25 protein-coding genes are annotated in these 19,927 nt (G+C 37.7%); 23 read left to right on the top strand and 2 right to left on the bottom strand.

The genetic code is table 11. From position 1 onward, the window contains the following. The first annotated feature begins 677 nt into the window (after nucleotides 1-677). From FG382_RS18065 to FG382_RS17985, 18 genes are all read left to right on the top strand, one after another. The gene (locus FG382_RS18065) at nucleotides 678-2,039 is read left to right on the top strand and encodes a sigma-54 interaction domain-containing protein (protein ID WP_142540288.1); all 1,362 of its coding nucleotides are present in this window, start codon (nucleotides 678-680) and stop codon (nucleotides 2,037-2,039) included. A gap of 227 nt (nucleotides 2,040-2,266) precedes the next feature. Further along, nucleotides 2,267-3,823 (top strand): acyl-CoA synthetase, encoded by a 1,557-nt coding sequence (locus FG382_RS18060; protein WP_229677454.1) that lies wholly within the window; start codon nucleotides 2,267-2,269, stop codon nucleotides 3,821-3,823. A gap of 17 nt (nucleotides 3,824-3,840) precedes the next feature. Next, complete coding sequence (locus tag FG382_RS18055; protein WP_142540287.1) at nucleotides 3,841-4,632, top strand: enoyl-CoA hydratase; 792 nt, start codon at nucleotides 3,841-3,843, stop codon at nucleotides 4,630-4,632. A 38-nt stretch (nucleotides 4,633-4,670) separates the two neighbouring features. After that, nucleotides 4,671-6,026 carry an acetyl-CoA carboxylase biotin carboxylase subunit gene (locus FG382_RS18050; RefSeq protein ID WP_142540286.1) on the top strand — a complete coding sequence of 452 codons (1,356 nt, stop codon included), beginning with the start codon at nucleotides 4,671-4,673 and terminating at the stop codon, nucleotides 6,024-6,026. A 13-nt stretch (nucleotides 6,027-6,039) separates the two neighbouring features. After that, a complete protein-coding gene (locus FG382_RS18045) occupies nucleotides 6,040-6,252 on the top strand; it encodes an acetyl-CoA carboxylase biotin carboxyl carrier protein subunit (RefSeq protein ID WP_142540285.1) in 213 nt (70 codons plus the stop codon). A gap of 12 nt (nucleotides 6,253-6,264) precedes the next feature. Beyond that, nucleotides 6,265-7,185 (top strand): hydroxymethylglutaryl-CoA lyase, encoded by a 921-nt coding sequence (locus FG382_RS18040; protein WP_142540284.1) that lies wholly within the window; start codon nucleotides 6,265-6,267, stop codon nucleotides 7,183-7,185. Continuing rightward, entirely contained in the window at nucleotides 7,178-7,972 is a 795-nt protein-coding gene (locus FG382_RS18035) for an enoyl-CoA hydratase (RefSeq protein ID WP_142540283.1), read from the top strand. The genes FG382_RS18040 and FG382_RS18035 overlap by 8 nt, the downstream gene beginning before the upstream one ends. A gap of 12 nt (nucleotides 7,973-7,984) precedes the next feature. Continuing rightward, nucleotides 7,985-9,523 carry an acyl-CoA carboxylase subunit beta gene (locus FG382_RS18030; RefSeq protein WP_142540282.1) on the top strand — a complete coding sequence of 513 codons (1,539 nt, stop codon included), beginning with the start codon at nucleotides 7,985-7,987 and terminating at the stop codon, nucleotides 9,521-9,523. A gap of 75 nt (nucleotides 9,524-9,598) precedes the next feature. After that, entirely contained in the window at nucleotides 9,599-10,039 is a 441-nt protein-coding gene (locus FG382_RS18025) for a MaoC/PaaZ C-terminal domain-containing protein (RefSeq protein ID WP_142540281.1), read from the top strand. Between the two features lie 157 nt (nucleotides 10,040-10,196). Beyond that, a complete protein-coding gene (locus FG382_RS18020; protein WP_142540280.1) occupies nucleotides 10,197-11,654 on the top strand; it encodes a GntP family permease in 1,458 nt (485 codons plus the stop codon). Between the two features lie 94 nt (nucleotides 11,655-11,748). Continuing rightward, entirely contained in the window at nucleotides 11,749-11,901 is a 153-nt protein-coding gene (locus FG382_RS23040; RefSeq protein ID WP_211356423.1) for a hypothetical protein, read from the top strand. 38 nt (nucleotides 11,902-11,939) lie between these two features. Next, complete coding sequence (locus FG382_RS18015) at nucleotides 11,940-12,644, top strand: DUF421 domain-containing protein (RefSeq protein WP_142540279.1); 705 nt, start codon at nucleotides 11,940-11,942, stop codon at nucleotides 12,642-12,644. A gap of 22 nt (nucleotides 12,645-12,666) precedes the next feature. Continuing rightward, nucleotides 12,667-13,194: a hypothetical protein gene (locus tag FG382_RS18010; protein WP_170206577.1), complete on the top strand. Its 528-nt coding sequence runs from the start codon at nucleotides 12,667-12,669 to the stop codon at nucleotides 13,192-13,194. A gap of 465 nt (nucleotides 13,195-13,659) precedes the next feature. After that, nucleotides 13,660-14,664, top strand: a complete 1,005-nt coding sequence (locus tag FG382_RS18005; RefSeq protein ID WP_142540277.1) for a glutathione S-transferase family protein — start codon at nucleotides 13,660-13,662, stop codon at nucleotides 14,662-14,664. Nucleotides 14,665-14,686: 22 nt separating this feature from the next. Continuing rightward, nucleotides 14,687-15,190, top strand: coding sequence for a GNAT family N-acetyltransferase (locus tag FG382_RS18000; RefSeq protein WP_142540276.1), 504 nt, complete (start codon nucleotides 14,687-14,689; stop codon nucleotides 15,188-15,190). 154 nt (nucleotides 15,191-15,344) lie between these two features. After that, nucleotides 15,345-15,638 (top strand): RNA polymerase alpha subunit C-terminal domain-containing protein, encoded by a 294-nt coding sequence (locus FG382_RS17995; RefSeq protein WP_142540335.1) that lies wholly within the window; start codon nucleotides 15,345-15,347, stop codon nucleotides 15,636-15,638. Between the two features lie 147 nt (nucleotides 15,639-15,785). Further along, nucleotides 15,786-16,367, top strand: coding sequence for a GGDEF domain-containing protein (locus FG382_RS17990; RefSeq protein ID WP_170206576.1), 582 nt, complete (start codon nucleotides 15,786-15,788; stop codon nucleotides 16,365-16,367). 10 nt (nucleotides 16,368-16,377) lie between these two features. Beyond that, nucleotides 16,378-16,575, top strand: a complete 198-nt coding sequence (locus FG382_RS17985; RefSeq protein WP_142540274.1) for a cysteine-rich CWC family protein — start codon at nucleotides 16,378-16,380, stop codon at nucleotides 16,573-16,575. Between the two features lie 52 nt (nucleotides 16,576-16,627). On the opposite strand, the gene FG382_RS17980 is transcribed toward FG382_RS17985, so the two are convergent. Further along, entirely contained in the window at nucleotides 16,628-16,912 is a 285-nt protein-coding gene (locus tag FG382_RS17980) for a phospholipase (RefSeq protein ID WP_142540273.1), read from the bottom strand. Between the two features lie 314 nt (nucleotides 16,913-17,226). Further along, nucleotides 17,227-17,604 carry an SLAP domain-containing protein gene (locus FG382_RS17975; protein ID WP_142540272.1) on the bottom strand — a complete coding sequence of 126 codons (378 nt, stop codon included), beginning with the start codon at nucleotides 17,602-17,604 and terminating at the stop codon, nucleotides 17,227-17,229. A gap of 119 nt (nucleotides 17,605-17,723) precedes the next feature. Here FG382_RS17975 and FG382_RS17970 point away from each other — a divergent pair, with 119 nt between their 5' ends. The 5 genes from FG382_RS17970 to FG382_RS17950 all read left to right on the top strand — a co-directional run bounded on the left by FG382_RS17970 (nucleotide 17,724) and on the right by FG382_RS17950 (nucleotide 19,854). Then, nucleotides 17,724-17,879, top strand: a complete 156-nt coding sequence (locus FG382_RS17970) for a DUF1540 domain-containing protein (protein ID WP_142540271.1) — start codon at nucleotides 17,724-17,726, stop codon at nucleotides 17,877-17,879. Between the two features lie 92 nt (nucleotides 17,880-17,971). Beyond that, entirely contained in the window at nucleotides 17,972-18,442 is a 471-nt protein-coding gene (locus tag FG382_RS17965) for a YbaK/EbsC family protein (protein ID WP_142540270.1), read from the top strand. Nucleotides 18,443-18,444: 2 nt separating this feature from the next. After that, nucleotides 18,445-18,921, top strand: a complete 477-nt coding sequence (locus FG382_RS17960; protein WP_142540269.1) for an NUDIX hydrolase — start codon at nucleotides 18,445-18,447, stop codon at nucleotides 18,919-18,921. A 33-nt stretch (nucleotides 18,922-18,954) separates the two neighbouring features. Then, complete coding sequence (locus tag FG382_RS17955) at nucleotides 18,955-19,281, top strand: YnfA family protein (protein WP_142540268.1); 327 nt, start codon at nucleotides 18,955-18,957, stop codon at nucleotides 19,279-19,281. Nucleotides 19,282-19,302: 21 nt separating this feature from the next. Further along, nucleotides 19,303-19,854, top strand: a complete 552-nt coding sequence (locus FG382_RS17950; RefSeq protein ID WP_142540267.1) for a GNAT family N-acetyltransferase — start codon at nucleotides 19,303-19,305, stop codon at nucleotides 19,852-19,854. The last annotated feature ends 73 nt before the right edge of the window (nucleotides 19,855-19,927 follow it).

The raw sequence follows: 19,927 nt of genomic DNA, 5'->3' as shown, positions 1-19,927 counted from the left end.
GTAAGATTAATAATCTTTATCCTGTTTTTTTATGTTCTATGGAAGAAAAAGTTTAAATTGTTTTGCTTGTACGAGCGCATTATAGGAATAATGTGTTCCAGTCAAATACTTCACTGTATAGGGAAACTGTGTGGTAAATATCAGTTTCTCACTCTAAGGAAACTTGTTATTTTAATAAATGGTTGCTTTCACTAGTAAATTGATTGCTCTTATACAGATTTAGTTGCTTTTAGAGTAGTATTGGTTGCTTACAATGACTGATTGATTGCCCTTAGCCATTTATTGGTTTTATACAGTACAAAAACTGTTTATGATTTTGTTTTTAACAAGTCGATACTGAATAAATAAGATATATCTATTGATATTCACTGCTGGCGTCGACTCCTGCCGGATGAGTGGGCTAATGAGACATTCCAACGACGCCCTAAGCGGTGGGGATGGCTCATCGCTCACCCGGCGGAAAGCGTACGACTACAGTGAGAATCATAGCAGACACTAACAGAGCAATTTTATCTACCGCGCAGTATCCCTATATTGTATGAACTCTCCGTTTACAATGGCAGTTTTTTTATTAAAGTTTCTCCAAACTAAAAATGAAACACCTGTTTCTTGAAAATTCCGTTATCATATAAGGTAGGGGTATGTAAGGGGATATGAGGGAGAAAGGGGAAATAAATATGGTATCTGGACAATTGTTCAATCATAAATTACTCGATGTCGTATTTGAAAATGCAAACTATGGGACAATCATTATCGATAATAATGGAAAAATACAATATATTAGCAACAAGTATTGCGAGTTTTTGGAAGTGAAAAGAGAAGACTTAATCGGGGGATATATTGTTGATTATATTGAAAATACAAGATTGCACCTTGTTGTTCAAACAGGAAAATCAGAGATGGGAGATCTACAGTTTCTAAGAGGGAGCTTTGTCATTACAAATCGTATCCCCATTTTCGATGACAAAGAAATCATCGGTGCAATAGGAACGATTATTTTTAGAGATTTAGATGATTGGAAGAAAATGAATAGCCATATTAAAGACCTGTTAGCACGGAACAATTTGTATACACCAGAGGGTGATCAAGGAAATGGAGCAAGATATTCTTTACATGACTTGATTGGCAACTCGCATGCGATGAATGAGTTAAAAGAGCGTGTGAAAAGAGTGGCCGGCGGAGATATTTCTGTATTAATAAGGGGTGAAAGTGGAACTGGGAAGGAAATAATCGCACAAAGTATTCATCAACTGAGTCCCCGTAGTACTAAACCATTTGTTAGCGTGAATTGTGGGTCGATACCGGAGCATCTAATCGAGTCTGAACTGTTCGGCTATGAAGAGGGAGCTTTTACGGGTGCTAAAAAAGGTGGGAAAGTAGGAAAGTTTCAAAGTGCAGAAGGTGGAACTATTTTTCTAGATGAAATTGGTGACATGCCCCAGCATATGCAAGTCAAATTACTAAGAGTCTTGCAGGAGAGAGAATATGAACCTGTAGGGGCGGCCCAACCAAAAAAGGTGAATGTTCGTGTAATTGCGGCAACTAATCGACCATTAGAAAAAATGATAGAAAACAGGGAATTTCGAGAAGACCTATATTATAGGATAAACGCAATTCAATTAGTGAGTCCTCCTTTAAGGGAAAGAACAGAGGATATCTTGCTTCTAATCCACCATTTTTTTGAAAGGTCGAAAGCACGGATTGGCAAACGAGTCAATTCCATACATGATGATGTCTACGCTCTTCTAAACAAATATGAATGGCCTGGAAACATAAGAGAATTGGAGAATGTAATAGATGCAGGTGTGCATTTAGCAAACGAGAATATATTGGAAATCGAAGACCTGCCGGAATATATTATAAGAGATCTGGGTAAAAATAAAAACAGAACGTTAAAAGAAATAATAGAAGAAACGGAAAAAAAAGAAATAGAAAAAATGCTAATGAACTGTAAATTCGATAAAAACATGGCGGCAGAAGCACTTGGGATTAGCAATTCGACCATATACGAGAAGATTAAAAAATATAATATTATTTAAATATATAAAATCCAGGATATCGGAATAGCCTCCGATATCCTGGATTTTTTTCTTTTACCTTATATTGTCCTTTAACAGTCAAAAGAAAAAGGTGTCTTCCGAGATTTCGGAAAAAATAGATGGTGACAAGTTTATTAATAGAGAGTAAAACGTTGAAAGTTCTTGATTTTCAAACTTGGCATGAATCTTGCTTATATATAGAGGAGAAACGAAAGGAGGAATTTTCATTGGACGTTGGACTTATTACTAGGAAAATGGCAAATGTGTTAAATGACAATCATCAAGAAAAAATAGCAATACAAGAAGAAATGGGAAAAGCTTGGACGTATAAAGAGCTTCATACGATATCAAATGCATATGCAAATAAGCTTCTTGAATTAGGAGTCCAAAAAGGAGATCGAGTTGGCGTATTGCTATACAATTGCCTAGAATATTTCGCTGTATATTTTGCTGTTGCGAAAATCGGGGCAATTGCAGTGCGTCTTAATTTCCGACTTTCGAGTGCAGAACTGGAATATGCATTAAAGGATTCCGAAACGAAAATATTATGCTTCCATGCCAATTTGGCAAGTGAACTGGAGGAGGTTCGCCCACGTGTTTCCGTTGAACAGTACATATGCCTGGAAAATGAGGAAGCTATAATTCCAGATTGGTCTAAACCTTGGAGTCTATTGACAAGTGGCGCTGTGGATGAAGTACCAGATAATAATATTAAATTGAGTGATCCAGTTATGCTAATGTATACGTCAGGTACAACTGGTAGACCAAAAGGCGCTATTTGGACACATGACATGACCCTTTGGTTTTCCTCTATGCAATCGTTGAAATGGAATTTTACGGGACAGGAAATTGGCATGACGACAGGTCCCCTTTATCATGTAGGTGCGATGGAAGACATAGGGCTTCCAATACTTTTGATGGGTGGAACACTTATCATCACAAAAAGCCAAGGATTCCAAATTGGAAGAATCCTATCGGTCATTGAACAGGAAAATGTGACCGATTGTTTCTTATTCCCATTTATGATCTACGAAATGTTGAATTACAATGACTTAGATTCCTATCAATTGAAAAACTTAAAAACTATTTATACAGGGGGCGATCCATTATTGCCATCTGCACTAGAGCAATTAAAGAAGAAATACCCGAATGTTGGCGTTGTTCAAGTATATGGATTGACAGAAGGCACGCCAATCGCCGCGTCCCTCGATCCACAGGATGCTTTTACGAAAGGACAGACAGTCGGAAAACCAATGCCACTTACCGAAATCAGCATTTTGGATGATGATGGCCTTCCACTACCAGTAGGTGAAATAGGAGAAATTGCTATTAAAAGTCCTGCTGTTTCAGTAGGGTATTGGCGAAAACCAGAAGCGACGATGGAGACATTTGTAAACGGTTGGTGTAAAACTGGCGATTTAGGCGTTTTCGATCAAGACGGTTACTTAAAGATTGCAGGTAGAAAGAAAGACATGATTCGAAGTGGTGGGGAAAATATTTACTCCGCTGAAATTGAAGATGTTTTATATCGACATGAGGAGATAAAGGAAGTTTCCATCATTGGTATACCGGATGCAAGATTCATCGAAGCTGTTTGTGCTGTGGTTGTAAAAAAAGAAGGATCGAACTTAACAGAAGAGGACGTAATTAATCATTGTGTAAATAATCTAGCAAGCTATAAAAAACCTAGAAAAGTTATTTTTGTTGATGAATTACCAAGAACACCTTCCGGTAAAATACAAAAATTTGTTCTAAGACAAGATTATAGTGAAGTGAAAATATAAGGCGGGAGGCGGAAAGGATGCAAAAGGTTCAAGTAGTTTCATGGTCGTTACAACAGAATATTGCACAAATTGTCATCGACAATCCACCTGTGAATGTCTTAAGTGCAGATGTTATTGAACAATTGAACACAGCCGTGGAAGAAATCGAAAAAGATTCTAAAGTAAAGGTAGTAGTTTTAACAGGTGCAGGCGAAAAAGCATTTGTAGCTGGTGGGGATATTAAAGGATTTCCAGAATGGATTGGAAAAGGAGTCGAAGTAGCAAAGCAAAAATCACTTTGGCTTCAAGAACCGCTGAATATGATTGAAAAGCTAACTCATCCGACTATTGTAGCCATTAATGGTCTAGCGTTAGGTGGAGGCTGCGAACTAGCGCTAAGCTGTGATATCCGCATTGCGGAGGAACATGTAGAGATCGGTCTTCCAGAAGTGAAATTGGGATTATTCCCTGGTGCTGGTGGAACGCAAAGACTCCCACGCTTAATAGGTAAAGCAAGAGCGAAAGAAATGATTTTTACTGGCGAGCCTTTATCAGCAGTAGAAGCAGAGCGAATCGGACTTGTAAATCATGTTGTTCCAAAGGGCAAATCTTTAGAGAAAGCGATGGAGATTGCAAGTAAAATTTGTAACCATTCTTCTATTCCAGTTTCTTTCGCGAAGCACTCGATTGATGAGGGATATGAACAACCACTCAATGAAGGTCTAGTAACCGAAGCTAGTTATTTTGGTCATGTTTTTCAAACGGAAGATGTTCAAGAAGGCGTGGAAGCTTTTATTCAAAAACGGAAACCTAATTTTCAAGATCAATAATAGAGTTTATAAAGATTGTTTAAAAAGGAGCGAGATATATGTTTTCTAAAATAATTATTGCCAATCGTGGAGAAATTGCATTAAGGGTTATCCGAACTTGTAAAAACCTTGGTATTCAAACAGTTGCCATCTATTCAGAGGCAGATGCTGACTCTCTGTTCGTTAGAAATGCTGATGAAGCATACTGCGTAGGAAAGCCACCGGTCAATCAAAGTTATTTGAATATCGACGAAATCATTCGTGTAGCAAAAGAAAGTGGAGCAGAGGCTGTACATCCAGGCTACGGACTTTTATCAGAGAATGCTGGATTTGCTAGAAAATGTGTAGAAGCAGGGCTTGTATTTATCGGGCCATCGTCAGATATTATCGCTTCCATGGGAAGTAAAATCGAAGCACGTAAAATGATGAAAGAAGCTGGTGTACCGGTTGTTGAAGGAATTGATACTGCTTTAGACAATGAAGAGCAAGCAAAAGAAGCAGGAAAAAAAATTGGCTATCCACTTATGCTGAAGGCATCTGCTGGAGGCGGTGGGATCGGAATGCAACTCGTTAATTCTGAGGAAGAGTTAGTGAAAGCTTTCGAAGGAAATAAAAAACGAGCAGAATCATTTTTCGGTGATGGAACAATGTTCTTAGAAAAATATATCGCAGAACCGCATCATATTGAAGTGCAAATTTTAGCCGACACGCATGGCAATGTCATTCCACTTTGGGAGAGAGAATGCTCTATCCAACGTCGAAACCAAAAAGTGGTGGAAGAAGCACCTTCTCCATTTATTAGTGAAGAAACACGACAAAAAATGCTCGATGCAGCTGTCCAAGCAGCAAAACATATTGGATATTCCAATGCAGGGACGATTGAATTTTTAGTGGATCGTGAGCAAAACTTCTACTTCTTAGAAATGAATACAAGACTACAAGTGGAGCATCCAGTTACAGAAGAAATTACTGGACTTGATCTAGTAGAGCAACAGTTGAAGGTGGCTTACGGAGAACGTTTGTCTCTTAAGCGGGAAGATGTCGGGCGAAAAGGACACGCGATTGAAGTGCGCATTTATGCAGAAGATCCTAAAACATTTTTCCCTTCACCTGGGAAGATAACAGCGTTTCAACTGCCGCAAGGAGAAGGTGTCCGCAACGAATGTGCGATAGAAGCTGGCTCACAAGTGACGCCATTCTATGATCCAATGATCGGCAAACTGATCACTTGGGGAGAGACTCGTAGTGAGGCTTGCGCAAGAATGAAAGAAGCACTTGAAAATTACAAAGTAGAAGGTATTAAAACGAATATCCCAATGCTTATTGAAACAGTCAGCCACGAACAATTTTTAAGCGGTTATACAACAACTGATTTTGTAAATAAATATTATTTAGCTGAAAAAGCAACTAACTAAGGAGGGCATTAATATGACAAACATCGTAGCAAGCATGGCAGGTAGTGTATGGAAAGTATTAGTAAAAGAAGGGGAAGAAGTAAAAGAAGGGCAAGATGTAGTGATTCTTGAATCAATGAAAATGGAAATTCCGATTACAGCTGAGACAACTGGCGTTGTAAAGAAAATTCATATTAATGAAGGTGACTTCGTTAATGATGAAGATGTACTCATTGAGGTTGAATAGGAGGTTGAAGTTTTGAAACTACCAAAAAGTGTAACGATTAAAGAAGTTGGACCGAGAGACGGGTTACAAAATGAAAAACAAACTATTTCAACAGAAGATAAAATTACTTGGATCGACTCACTTTCTAAAACAGGTCTGTCTTATATTGAAGTGAGCTCCTTTGTCCATCCGAAATGGATTCCGCAGTTAGCAGACGCATCGGAAGTACTTGGGAAAATAGGGCGGGAACAAGGGGTCACATATGCTGCCCTTGTTCCTAACATAAGAGGACTTGAGCGGGCACTAGAAGCAAATGTAGATGAAGTGAGCGTCTTCATGTCAGCAAGTGAAGCGCATAATAAAAATAATATTAATAAATCGATCGAAGAAACATACCCAATTTTAAGCGAAGTCGTTAAGGAAGCGAAAGCAGCTGGAAAAACAGTCAGAGGTTATGTATCCACAGTGATAGGTTGTCCGTATGAAGGACCAGTAGCGGCTTCACAAGTAAGGAAAGTGAGCGATTATTTATTTTCCATGGGAATAGATGAACTTTCGTTAGGCGACACAATCGGCGTTGGCGTGCCAAATCAAGTAGAACGTTTGCTAGAGGAACTACTCCCACATTTTGAAGCTAGCAAGCTAGCTATGCATTTCCATGATACAAGAGGTACTGCACTCGCAAACATTGTGAAATCACTTGAAATGGGAATCACTATTTTTGATAGCGCACTTGGTGGATTAGGAGGCTGTCCTTATGCCAAAGGAGCATCTGGAAATGTGGCTACCGAGGATTTATTGTATATGCTTCATGAGATGGGGATTGAAACTGGTATCGATATAAATGCAGTAATGAAATCTGCCAAGCTTATTGAAAAAGTAAGAGGGAAAAAGCTGAATAGTCGCCAGATGGATATTTTGAATGCAGAAGAAGGGGCTGTTTGTAATGGTTGAAAACGTATTAACTAATGTACAAGTAGAAAAGCGCAGCGATGGAATTGCGGTCATCACTTTAAATCGAACAGAAGCAGCAAATGCTTTATCTAAGCAGATGCTTCACGATTTAAAGGCGGCTGCTAATGAGCTAAAAAATAATCGAGAAGTCCGTGTCATTATTTTAACAGGTGCCGGAGAAAAAGCTTTTTGTGCAGGTGCTGATTTAAAAGAGCGAAAAACAATGTCAGAAAATGAAGTTAGACAAGCTGTTCGATCAATAGGAGCTGTTGTAAACGAAGTTGCTGCACTTCCACAACCGGTTATCGCAGCTTTGAATGGAGTGGCGTTTGGAGGTGGGCTGGAGTTGGCTCTAGCATGCGATATCCGTATTGGAGCGCAAGAGACAAAAGTAGGCTTAACGGAAACTTCCTTAGGTATTATCCCAGGAGCTGGAGGAACACAGCGTTTACCTCGTTTAATCGGACTTGGAAAGGCAAAAGAACTCATTTATAGCGCCAAGCGACTGACAGCTGAGGAAGCAGGAGCACTTGGGATACTAGAATATGTAGTCCCTCGTGAAAATCTACTAGACAAAGCGCTAGAAATTGCTACATCCATGGCGAAGAATGCCCCGCTTGCCTTAGTTCAAGCAAAAGCAGCCATTAATAATGGGATTGAAGTTGACTTAAATACCGGACTGAAAATAGAAGAACTTGCATACAACGAATTGTTACCAACAGAAGATAGATTAGAAGGTTTACGTGCATTTGCAGAAAAACGTGCACCACAATATACGGGTAAATAAGGAGGCAACAACATGACGTCGACAGTTTCACAAACAGATTATCAGATCAAAAAAGATGCCATCTTGCAAGGTGGACAGGAAAAGTATCATAAGAAAAACCAAGAGCAAGCGAAAATGTTTGTTCGGGATAGATTGAACTTACTGTTTGATGATGGTTTAAAAGCAGAAGATGGTATGTTTGCGAATGTATTAGCGGGTGATCTTCCAGCGGATGGAGTAGTTACCGGGATTGGTAAAATTCATGGTCGTACGGTTTGTGTGATGGCTAATGATTCTACTATTAAGGCAGGTTCTTGGGGACAACGTACTGTAGAAAAAATTATCCGCATTCAGGAAACAGCTGAAAAGCTACGCTGTCCAATGTTGTATCTTGTTGACTCTGCAGGTGCTCGCATAACAGACCAACTAGAAATGTTCCCTGGTCGTAGAGGAGCAGGACGAATTTTCTATAACCAAGTTAAAATGTCAGGAAAAGTACCGCAAATTTGTCTTCTATTTGGACCATCAGCGGCTGGCGGAGCATATATTCCTGCATTCTGTGACGTCGTTGTAATGGTGGACGGCAATGCTTCCATGTATTTAGGCTCACCTCGTATGGCGGAAATGGTTATCGGTGAAAAAGTGTCTCTTGAAGAAATGGGTGGAGCGAAAATGCATTGTTCCGTTTCTGGCTGTGGAGACGTCCTCGTTCCAAGTGAAGAAGAAGCGATCGCGTACGCTCGAAAATACTTAACGTATTTCCCAGAAAACTATACGGAAAAGCCAGCTAAAGCAGAAGTGAAAGAACCAGCTTTCTTTGAAAAAAGCATTGAGCAGTTAATACCGAAAAATCAAAACGCACCATTTGATATGTATCAACTGATCGAACGTCTTATTGACGAAGATTCTATTTGTGAAATCAAGAAGCTTTTTGCACCTGAACTTATTACTTGTCTTGGACGTATCAATGGACAACCAGTTGGAATAATTGCAAATCAACCGCGTGTTAAAGGCGGAGTCCTATTCCATGATAGTGCAGATAAAGCTGCGAAATTCATTAATCTTTGTGATGCTTATCATATTCCTTTATTGTTCCTTGCGGACGTGCCAGGCTTTATGATTGGGACAAATGTAGAACGAGCGGGCATTATTAGACATGGTGCTAAGATGATTTCAGCAATGAGTGAAGCTACGGTTCCTAAAATGACAGTAATCGTACGCAAAGCTTATGGCGCTGGGTTATATGCGATGGCAGGCCCAGCATTTGAACCAGATTGCTGTATTGCACTTCCAACCGCTTCCATTGCGGTAATGGGACCTGAAGCTGCAGTGAATGCAGTATATGCAAATAAAATTGCTTCCCTTCCCGAAGAAGAGAGAGCTTCGTTCATTGCTGAAAAGCGTGAAGAATATCGTGAGGACATTGATATTTATCGTCTAGCTTCAGATTTAATTATTGATGATGTGGTTGAACCGAATCGTTTGCGCGAGGAACTTGCATCACGTTTGGACGTTTACATGTCTAAGTATTTAGTTTTCACTGATCGTAAGCATGGGGTGTATCCAGTTTAAGTTGGCCGAGCAGATAAAACATTCTGCTGAGCCATAATTATTCAAGTAGTATTTATAAACAAAGGGGAGATTGAAATGTTCGATAAATACTTTGAAGATTACCAACTTGGGGATGTTTGGGAGTCGAAAGGAAGAACGATAACAGAAGCAGATATCGTAATGTTCTCCGCTTTAAGCGGAGACTGGTTCCCTTTGCACACGAATATTGAATATGCAAAAGAAACTCAATATAAACAGCGAATTGCCCATGGAATGCTAGTGCTTTCCATTACAACGGGATTGGTACATTTTGAACCGGGGGTTGTCGTGGCATTCTATGGAATGGATAACGTAAGATTTACAGCACCGACTTTCATTGGAGATACGATTAATCTTACAGGGAAAGTAATTGATTTGAAGAGTAAAGGACCGAACCAAGGGGTTTTGACGGTATTACAAGAAGTTAGGAAACAAACGGACGAAATAGTGGCAGTTTTTGAAATGAAGTTATTAGTGAATCAAAAAACGATAGAGTGAATGAGTGAAAAGGGGATGAAGACAGAATAACAGAGCGGTGAATAGAAAATAGCTTCCAACTGAAGAGGAATATGATTTACTGTGAGTTATCTCTAGATTCATAAACCTTCCTAACGCTTTCTTTGCTATTAAATTTATCTATAGAAGGAGAACATTTATGGATCTAATTATTATTCTATTAGCTCTAGGACTACTCATGTTTTTAGCTTATCGTGGATTTTCAGTCATTATTATTGCTCCAATATGTGCTTTACTTGCCGTGTTTTTAACAGATCCGAGTCATGTCTTACCGTTCTTTTCGAATATCTTTATGGAAAAAATGGTCGGCTTCGTAAAATCCTATTTTCCAGTATTCTTACTTGGGGCGATTTTCGGTAAAGTAATTGAGATGTCTGGTATCGCGGCAAGAATAGCAAAAGTAATTATTCGATTCATTGGAGTTAGACAAGCTATTCTTACTGTCGTCATATTGGGAGCTATTCTAACTTATAGTGGAGTAAGTTTATTCGTAGCCGTATTTGCGATTTATCCATTTGCTAATCAGTTGTTCCGTGAAGCGAATATTCCGAAACGACTAATTCCAGCTACTATTGCATTTAGTGCTTTTACTTTTTCGATGGATGCAATTCCTGGATCGCCACAGATTCAAAATGTTATTCCAACCACCTTTTTTGATACGAACGTTTATGCAGCTCCATATCTAGGGGGAATCGGTGCACTGTTTATTTTTGTAGTTGGTATGTTTTATTTAGAAAGTCGTCGACGAAAAGCAGCTAAGAACGGTGAAGGTTATTATGGTATTGGAAAAAATGCGATTACCGAGTCACCGGCTGCTAGCGAAATGGCTGCTACAAGTGAAGCGATGGCAGCCCCTAGTTCTACTATGTTAAATGCAAAAATAGATGTGAAAGATTGGTTAGCTTTTCTTCCGCTGCTATTAGTCGGAGTAATGAATAAGTTGTTCACTACTTATATTCCGAAATGGTATCCAGATGGATTTGATTTTGCTAGCATTAATCAAGCACAATATGGAACTGTAAATATCAATCAGCAACTCGGACTTTGGTCGGTGGAGCTTGCTCTTCTTGTAGGGATTTTTACTGCTATCGCTTTAAACTTCGATGCAGTTAAATTGAGTTTCAAGGATAGTTTAAGTGTCGGTATAAGTGGTGCTTTACTTGCTACAATGAATACCGCTTCCGAGTTTGGTTTCGGAGGGATTATTTCAGCTTTACCAGGTTTTGCTGTCGTTCAGAATTTCTTAGCTACAACTTTTACGCATCCTTTAGTCAATGGTGCTGTGTTAACGAATGCGCTAGCCGGTATTACAGGATCCGGCTCCGGTGGATTAAGTTTTAGTCTAGGTATTATGGCAGAAAAGTATGTGGAGGCTGCAAATGCTGCCGGTATTCCTTTAGAAGTTATGCACCGTGTCATTGCGATGGCAGCGGGTGGGATGGATACTTTACCACATAATGGAGCAGTTCTTACATTACTAATGGTTTGTGGACTCACTCATCGCCAATCATATAAAGATATATTTGCGATTACGATTATTAAGACATTAGCATGTTTCTTTGTCATTGGTGTGTATCTATTGACTGGACTTGTTTAAGAATCATATTTAGAAATAACCGCTATCCTTTTGGGATGGCGGTTATTTTTTTCTAAAATTTTTAGTTGGAAAACAAGAGGGTTTAGTTGGAAAAATGGAAGGTTTAGTTGGAAAACTGGAGCTTTTAGTTGTAATAATCACCGGTTTAGTTGTAATAGTAATTTTATGGAAGTGGATTCGTGACAAACAATCCAGTAACGCTGAGTTTCTTCAGTGGAGTTTTATATCTTCGGCAATTGGGAGATAACTAGTCGAAAGAATAGCTGGAACGGGGTTGTAAGGAAAGTGCACATATTAAATATTACTATAGAATTGATTGTCGGTTTTTTTCTTCTTTTTTTAATCGTTAAATTTGTAGGGAAGAAAATCATTAAGCAAATAAGCCCTTTTACTTTCATTGCTGCGATAGTATTAGGTGAATTACTTGGTAATGGATTGTATCATAATGATGTAGGGTTATTTTATATTATTTATACGATGGCACTATGGAGTATTTTACTTTTCATCGTTGAATTTCTTGGGCAAAAGTTTTTAGCTATACGTGGAATATTTGAAGGAAAACCATCCGCATTGATAAAAAATGGCGTGGTGGACCGAGAACAATTAAAGAAAAACCGAATGAATTTGAATCAGCTTCAAAGCTTACTTAGACAAAGTGAAACCTTTTCTATTCGAGAGGTCGCATATTGTTATTTAGAAGCAAATGGATCGTTAAGTATTTTAAAGAAATCCAAGTATCAAAAAACAACTCAAGAGGATCTCAATCTAGTTTCTAAAACAGTTTATGCGCCAGTAACTTTAATAAGAGATGGCAAAGTTTTATGGGATGAAATAGAAGACTTAGGTTTTGATGAGGTGTGGTTAACCGGTCAGCTTCATGCAAAAGGGATTACAAGCGATAAAGATATTCTCATCGCTGAATGGTTAGAAGGAGATGGGCTTTTTGTCCAACTTCTTCGCGATACGCCTTCTCATTTAGATAGACAATGAAAAACAGGAAAGGGTGGATATAGTGCAACTAACGATTAGAGCGACAGGTGAAAATGTACAAGTTCTCTCCCATCTGCTTGCTAAAATTCCAAGTAATTTATACGAGCGAACCCAAAAAGATCATGCGATACGGCTCTTTTTTTCTACATTTACAGATAAACAGATGGAGATGACAATCTTTGTTACGACTGATTCTCTTTCACTTATCAATCAGTCTTCTGGTGCTTATGACATTACAAACTACATAAATGACAGGGAATTTGCGGTGAGTAGTATTTTCACTTCGCTTATTCGTTCTGCTTTGAGTACTGCATTAAATGGCAAGCCAAAAGAAGCTTATGAAAAATGGGTAGAGCACTCTTTTTCTTTCCATTTTAGTTTTGGTCCTGTGGCAACGGAGTTAAGTGAACAGGAGATTCGCAATCTTTTTGAACCGTTAGGCTATGAGGTTGCCATCGAGTTTGGAGAAACGGACTATTCATTTCAAATAAAAGAGAAAAGCTCAGCCTGCTATATTAAACTTTCAGAAATGTCCACCCCAAGGAATTAAGATTCAAGGAATTATACGATCACTTTGAACACCAAGAAGAAACCCAACAGCCGATTCTTGCGAAGCAATTACCGTTTTGGTTCGGGAGAAGGAAAGGTATCTGTTAAACTAGGCTGATTTTTGAACACCTTCGATACCGGTCCCGGTCATAGTAATCTTGTATTGTAATCATCATTCAAAGCAATTACTTTTCCTACACTAAAACCCTCAAAAAAATGGTTTAAAGACGCTTTTTATATCTTCAAATTACTTCCCCCATATTTATTTTCCGTCCCGAATCTCATTTTATAAAATGGTCGTGAAATTTGATTGAAAAATACAGCTACCTTTAAAATTTTTCATTGAAGTTGGCAGAGAATTACTACTTCTTTTACCTTGACTTCGAAATAATAAAATCATAAACTTAATTAAACCAAGAAGAAAACTATGGATTTGTAAAATATCAAATAGAAGAGGATGATAAAAATGGAAAAGTCGCAGAAACAAGCACCAACTGAAGTGGATGAAAAAGGAAAATTTAATCGCCAAAAAAATCACTTTAATACCCCCTTTGGAAATAATCCAGATGAACTTCTGATAGAAGCAGGACGCTATCGTCTTCTATGGGCTGCCGTTTGTCCATGGGCGCATCGCTCGGTAATTGTTCGAAGTTTACTAGGTTTAGAGGATGCCATTAGTTTAGGTACAGCCAGTCCAATGCGTCCTAATATCGACCGCGTAGACTGGGAATTTTCTTTAGATATAGACGGGGTAGATCCTGTTTTAGGTATTCAATATATAAGCGAAGTGTATAAAAAGGCAGACCCAGAGTATGCGGGTAGACCAACTGTGCCTGTTATGGTGGATATTAAAGAAGGAATAGCAGTGAATAACGATTATTTTAGATTAACTAATCATTTGGAAACGGCTTGGGCTCCATTTCATAAAGAAAATGCACCTGATTTATATCCGAAACATTTACGGGAAGAAATCGATGCATTAAGTGATGTTATCTTCCATGATGTGAATAATGGTGTATACAAATGTGGATTTGCACGTTCACAAGAAGCTTATGAAGAAGCGTATGATGTGTTATTTGAACGATTAGATGAATTGGAACAACGTTTAGCCACGAAGCGCTTCTTATTTGGAGACTTTATAACTGATACCGATGTTCGATTGTATGCTACGCTTGTCCGCTTTGATGTTGCGTATTATTCTGCTTTTAAAGCGAATCGTAATCGTATCGTGGATTATCCGAACTTATGGGGGTATTTAAGAGATTTATATCAAACACCTGGTTTTGGGGATACGACAGATTTTGACGCGATTAAAATACATTATCATTTATCTAATCATATCGCGAGCGATGATCAAAAAAGCCTCAATATTTTACCGAAAGGTCCGGATACTTCTAACTTCCATTCTGTACATAACCGCGAAGAATTAAGTGGAAATAAAGAAAAGTTTCTCATTCACGAAAGTAAATAAGAAGTAAGGAGATGGAGAAATTATGATTATCCGAGACGCTGTACCAGCAGAGCTCTCTACAATTAGAGAGCTAAGATTAGCTGCATATGAAGAACATGCAACAAAAATTCCAGAAGACCACTTTCAGGCTTTAAAAAAATCCATCTTATCGGATGGAGATATTGAAACTGGTGTGGAACGAATAGTAGTAGAAGACGATGGAGAAATATTAGGAAGTGTTGCTTTGTTTTCTCCTGCTATAAAAGCATATGATGGTCTCTTGGAAGACGAACTTGGATATCCAGAGTTACGAATGCTTGCTACCTCTTCTAAAACTAGAGGAAAAGGTGTGGCAACATTGCTCATTAATGAATGTATTAAACGTGCAAAGGAGAATGGTTTCTCGGAAATGGGTCTTCATACTGCAGATTTTATGGAAAATGCCATCAAATTGTATGAACATCTAGGTTTTGAACGGTTGCCTCAGTTTGACTTCGAACCAGCAAATGATGGAATTATCGTAAAAGCATTTCGTATTCGTTTTTAGAGAATATTATCAAAAGAACCAGTAACAACGACTTAAAGGTCATTGTTACTGGTGGATTTTAGTTGGCGTAAAGGGAAAGTTAGTTGTAAAATATGAGGGAATAGTTGTAATAGTTTTATTACGGAAAAACTATTTAGAAAAGGAGAAATCAGCCATCAATACTAGCCCAAAAACTTTAAGAAAATGCGAAAAAGGACATGAATATTATAAAAGCAGCGATTGTCCTACGTGTCCTACTTGTGAACAGGAACGAAAACCTGAAACTGGGTTTCTCTCTCTACTTTCTGCACCTGCAAGACGTGCATTAGAAAACAGTGGAATCACTTCTTTGGAGCAGCTATCAAGCTTTAGTGAAAAAGACATTTTAAAGTTTCACGGTATGGGGCCTGCATCTTTACCGAAGCTAAGAGCTGCGCTAGACACGGAAGGCTTAACATTTAAAAAATGACGTATTTAAAAGGTATCAGATTCTGAAATCTATCAGAATCTGGTACCTTTCTTTTTTTGTGGAATAGTCTGAATATAGTGTTATACAATTAAGATAACTGATTTTAATTAAGAAAGAAGTGAGGGAATAGGTAGAATGAGTGACCACTTGAAAAAAGAGTTTACTAAGCAAAAGAAAATAGTAGAGAATTTTGACCAAATGAATGTAAATTTAAGTACAGAAGAGTTCTACGATGATTTGACAAAGTTAGCAAATCGTAAATACTTTACCGAATCTCTTTCACAATTTAGGAATGATGAAGGCAATGCAGATATTTGGGTGGCTTTATTAATCATCGATGTTGATTATTTAAGAAGATATAATGATTTTCATGGTCCTATAGAAGGGAACCGTGCTATACAGAAAATAGGGGATTGCCTGAAAAAAGTTATTGAAAAGTATGGAGGAGTAGCAGGAAAATTCGGTGGAGATGAATTCGTTGCTTTTTTGAAGCATATTAGTCAAAGTGAATTAAAGAAAATCGCAGAAGAATTGAGAACTTCTGTGGAGGAAATGTCTTTACTCTACTGTTCGGAACAACATGCTTACGCTTTAACGATTAGTGTAGGTGGAGTATTGGGCCAGTGCAAACAGTTTGATAGCATGGATGACATGAATACAATTGCATGCAAAGAATTAAATAAATCAAAAATAAATGGAAAGAACCAAGTAACGATTTACGTAAAATAGGAGGATTGAAATGGCTAATACCCATTGTCCGCTTTGCGGAGAAGAAAACAAATGCATGGTAGACAAAACAGAGCCAAGTGGATGTTGGTGTACGATAGAGGAATTTCCAAAAGGGATTTTTGAATTAATCCCGGAAGAAAGTATAAGAAAGCATTGTATTTGCCAAAATTGTGTAACGAAATATAAAGAGGAAATGCAAAAAAACTGAATGCCGGTTTTCTATGGCTTTCAGATTTTTTCTATAGTGATTTTGATTAACCTTATATTCTAAAAGAGTTACACGTAAAGCTTGATTGCAATTTCATATAATTATAAAGAAGTCGAGCATGTCTTCCTTGTTGTGTATAAGGGTTTATATTTGGACGTAGCCGCTCGACAAACTCGCGATCACATTCACATCGATTTCTACCTTTGTTGTAACATTCATCATGTGCTTTACATGCTGCATCTACCTCATTTATAGGTGCACCGGGTCCGCTACAACCAGGTCCACACCAATTATATCCTGGAAATATACAAAAACGAGGATTTCTTCTACGTGACAATTTTATAACCTCCTTGGATTATTTTTCTGCTCTTATAGGCTATTCAATAAACCACGCATATGTATAAACTACTACCTAATAGTTTCTGGATAATGAAAAATAAAATCGACATCCTCCAAAGCTGCATTGTAAATCGATTCAAGGAAATTATTTAAGTAAACAAGTAACGTTTACAGTGGGAATTGTACGATTAAAAGTAGTACAACATAAGATCTCGACCACGACAAACCTCTTCAGATTATTAAATGAAATTGTTGTGAATGACGCATATTATCTTGTGAAAAGTAAAGCATCACATTTAAGAATAAAAAAACTTAAATTATTTCTAAATGACCATTTTCAAGCGTAATTTTTTTGTCCAAGTTTTCATTTGGAAAAATAAACGTCCATGGCATACTGGTTTTCGCTTGCATGCTAAACGAAGGTATTGTGAAGAAATGTTCGATGAGAATTTCATTTGCTTCCGTATATCTAAGTTTTGTGTTTTGAAAGGAAAAAGCATGCATGGTGAAGTTATGGATAAGTACGGTTACTAATAATTCACCATTATGGTTAATAGCTTGCCATAATGGTGTAAGTTGAATACCTTGATTGCCGGATTGGCTTGTTTCGAGAAAGATTGCTTCAATTTCTTTGCGGTCCTTATCGGATATCGTTTTATCCCATGCTGATTCAAATATAAGCTTTTGCATTAACTCATTCCCCCAATATAAATAATTTCATTTTAACACATCTACTAATACGCACTTCGTTTGTACTAGTATTAATCATAATCCAATTGTTCATGCTAGCAATGAGGAGGTGTGAAACTATGGCTCAAGATGTTCTTTGTGAAGTAAACAACTGTACGTATTGGGGATCTGGAAACAAGTGTAATGCTACTGCTATTTATGTTGTAAGTAATAAAGGGAAACAAGCTTCCAATAGTGAAGAAACAGATTGTAAAACATTTGAACCAGAAGCGTAGTACACCTAGGACAACCATCTTTTTGGTTGTCCTTTTAATTAATGGTACTATTAGAGAAGAAGTTTCACTATTAAAAAAACGAGGTGTATCTAGTGGCAATTGAGGTAGTAAGAGATTATTTTAAAGAGTTTGGAATCGAAGAAAGAATATTGGAATACGAGGCGTCTAGTGCAACGGTCGAGTTAGCTGCTCAAGCTCTAAATGTAGAAGGAGCACGAATAGCCAAAACATTATCATTTATAAAAGAAGATAAATGTATTTTGGTAGTATCTGCAGGCGACGCTAAAATCGATAACGCTAAATTCAAAGCAACTTTTGGAGTAAAGGCAAAAATGCTAACGCCAGATGAAGTACTCGAACATGTAGGACATGCAGTAGGTGGCGTATGCCCGTTTGGTGTTCCAGATGATGTGGTTGTGTACTTAGATGAATCATTAAAACGTTTTGATACTGTTTTTCCTGCTTGTGGAAGTAGTAATAGTGCTATAGAACTTACCTGTGAAGAGTTATTTACATATGCAAACGGACGGGAATGGGTAGACGTTTGCAAAGGGTGGGAATAAATATGGATATCTCATTTCAAACAGTCGAAGGCAGATTCAATTACCGGGTAGCAGGGTTATTAATACATGACGGTAAATTACTCATCATGAAAGATCAAAACCAATCGTATTATTATGTTCCAGGTGGCCGAGTTATGCTGAACGAAACAAGTGAAAGGGCAATAACACGTGAAATGGAAGAAGAGCTATCCATAGAAGTGAATGTAAAACGTCTGTTATGGGTAAATGAAAACTTTTTTATAGAAGCTACGTTGAGGGAGAAATTTCATGAAATTTGTTTTTTCTATTTAGTAGAGTTGAAAAACCAGGAATTATTAAGCAAAGGAAATGAATTTACCGAGAATGAAAATGGGAAAATACATACATATTACTGGGTTGCCATAGAGGAATTAAAGGAAATGAACTTATATCCGCTATTTCTAAAAGAGAGAATATTAGAGTTACCAACGAGTGTAGGTCATATTGTAGAAACGAAATAATTGTATGTATTAGTTCGAGAGGATGAGTATATTTTGTTTTCCGTAATTGCACTATTTTTGATTGCTGGTTTAGCTGAAATAGGAGGTGGCTATCTTATTTGGCAATGGCTGAGAGAAGGCAAGTCTGCATATTTAGGGCTTATTGGTGGGATTGCATTGGCTCTTTATGGTGTTATCGCTACATTTCAAATGTTTCCTTCTTTCGGTAGAGTGTATGCGGCCTATGGTGGTGTATTTATTGTTTTATCAGTTCTTTGGGGCTGGGGTGTCGATAAAAAAGTACCAGATACATATGATTGGATTGGGGCTCTCATATGCTTAATTGGCGTGTCTGTTATGTTGTTGGCACCTCGTAGTTAAAAAAAGGGGGAAGTGTGGAAGATGTTATTTCAAAATGACAAGCTATCTGTACGTTTATTAGGGCAACAAGATAGTTCTTTATTAGCCAAATGGCTTTCCAATCCAGCTGTACTAGAGTTTTATGAAGGAAGAGACAATCCATTTGATGACAATAAAGTACAGGAGAAATTTTATAACCGCGAAAATGGGGTGGACAGGTGTATTGTCGAGTTTGACAATACTCCGATTGGATATATTCAATTTTACCCAGTGGATCTTGATGAGCGAAAATTATATGGTTATGCAGATATCACTGAAGTTTTATATGGTATGGATCAATTCATTGGAGAAGTTGCCTATTGGAATAAAGGTATTGGAACACTCTTAGTGAACTCTACTGTGAAGTTTCTACTTGAACAAAAAAAAGCAGACAGAGTGGTAATGGATCCTCAAACATGGAATGAAAGAGCAATACGCTGTTATGAAAAAAGTGGATTTAAGAAAGTTAAGCTCTTGCCTAAAAACGAACTGCATGAGGGTGAATATCGGGATTGCTGGTTAATCGAATATACTAAAAGAGAGCTTACTGATTGATAAGTAATATTTTTGAACACCTAGTTAGATACAATTTTAAATTGTGTCAGAGCTAGGTGTTTTTATAATTAGT

The sequence above is a fragment of the Psychrobacillus lasiicapitis genome, from assembly GCF_006861795.1.
Lineage (GTDB): Bacteria > Bacillota > Bacilli > Bacillales_A > Planococcaceae > Psychrobacillus > Psychrobacillus lasiicapitis.
The sequence above is the reverse complement of the archived record's forward strand: the minus strand, read 5'-3'. Positions and strand labels throughout refer to the sequence as shown.

Excerpts from the sequence above, each read along its gene's own strand:
- FG382_RS18065 (WP_142540288.1), top strand. The coding sequence starts at position 678 with ATGGTATCTGGACAATTGTTCAATCATAAATTACTCGATGTCGTATTT.
- FG382_RS18055 (WP_142540287.1), top strand. The coding sequence starts at position 3,841 with ATGCAAAAGGTTCAAGTAGTTTCATGGTCGTTACAACAGAATATTGCA.
- FG382_RS18050 (WP_142540286.1), top strand. The coding sequence starts at position 4,671 with ATGTTTTCTAAAATAATTATTGCCAATCGTGGAGAAATTGCATTAAGG.
- FG382_RS18045 (WP_142540285.1), top strand. The coding sequence starts at position 6,040 with ATGACAAACATCGTAGCAAGCATGGCAGGTAGTGTATGGAAAGTATTA.
- FG382_RS18035 (WP_142540283.1), top strand. The coding sequence starts at position 7,178 with ATGGTTGAAAACGTATTAACTAATGTACAAGTAGAAAAGCGCAGCGAT.
- FG382_RS18030 (WP_142540282.1), top strand. The coding sequence starts at position 7,985 with ATGACGTCGACAGTTTCACAAACAGATTATCAGATCAAAAAAGATGCC.
- FG382_RS18025 (WP_142540281.1), top strand. The coding sequence starts at position 9,599 with ATGTTCGATAAATACTTTGAAGATTACCAACTTGGGGATGTTTGGGAG.
- FG382_RS18020 (WP_142540280.1), top strand. The coding sequence starts at position 10,197 with ATGGATCTAATTATTATTCTATTAGCTCTAGGACTACTCATGTTTTTA.
- FG382_RS23040 (WP_211356423.1), top strand. The coding sequence starts at position 11,749 with ATGGAAGGTTTAGTTGGAAAACTGGAGCTTTTAGTTGTAATAATCACC.
- FG382_RS18005 (WP_142540277.1), top strand. The coding sequence starts at position 13,660 with ATGGAAAAGTCGCAGAAACAAGCACCAACTGAAGTGGATGAAAAAGGA.
- FG382_RS18000 (WP_142540276.1), top strand. The coding sequence starts at position 14,687 with ATGATTATCCGAGACGCTGTACCAGCAGAGCTCTCTACAATTAGAGAG.
- FG382_RS17985 (WP_142540274.1), top strand. The coding sequence starts at position 16,378 with ATGGCTAATACCCATTGTCCGCTTTGCGGAGAAGAAAACAAATGCATG.
- FG382_RS17975 (WP_142540272.1), bottom strand. The coding sequence starts at position 17,604 with ATGCAAAAGCTTATATTTGAATCAGCATGGGATAAAACGATATCCGAT.
- FG382_RS17970 (WP_142540271.1), top strand. The coding sequence starts at position 17,724 with ATGGCTCAAGATGTTCTTTGTGAAGTAAACAACTGTACGTATTGGGGA.
- FG382_RS17960 (WP_142540269.1), top strand. The coding sequence starts at position 18,445 with ATGGATATCTCATTTCAAACAGTCGAAGGCAGATTCAATTACCGGGTA.
- FG382_RS17950 (WP_142540267.1), top strand. The coding sequence starts at position 19,303 with ATGTTATTTCAAAATGACAAGCTATCTGTACGTTTATTAGGGCAACAA.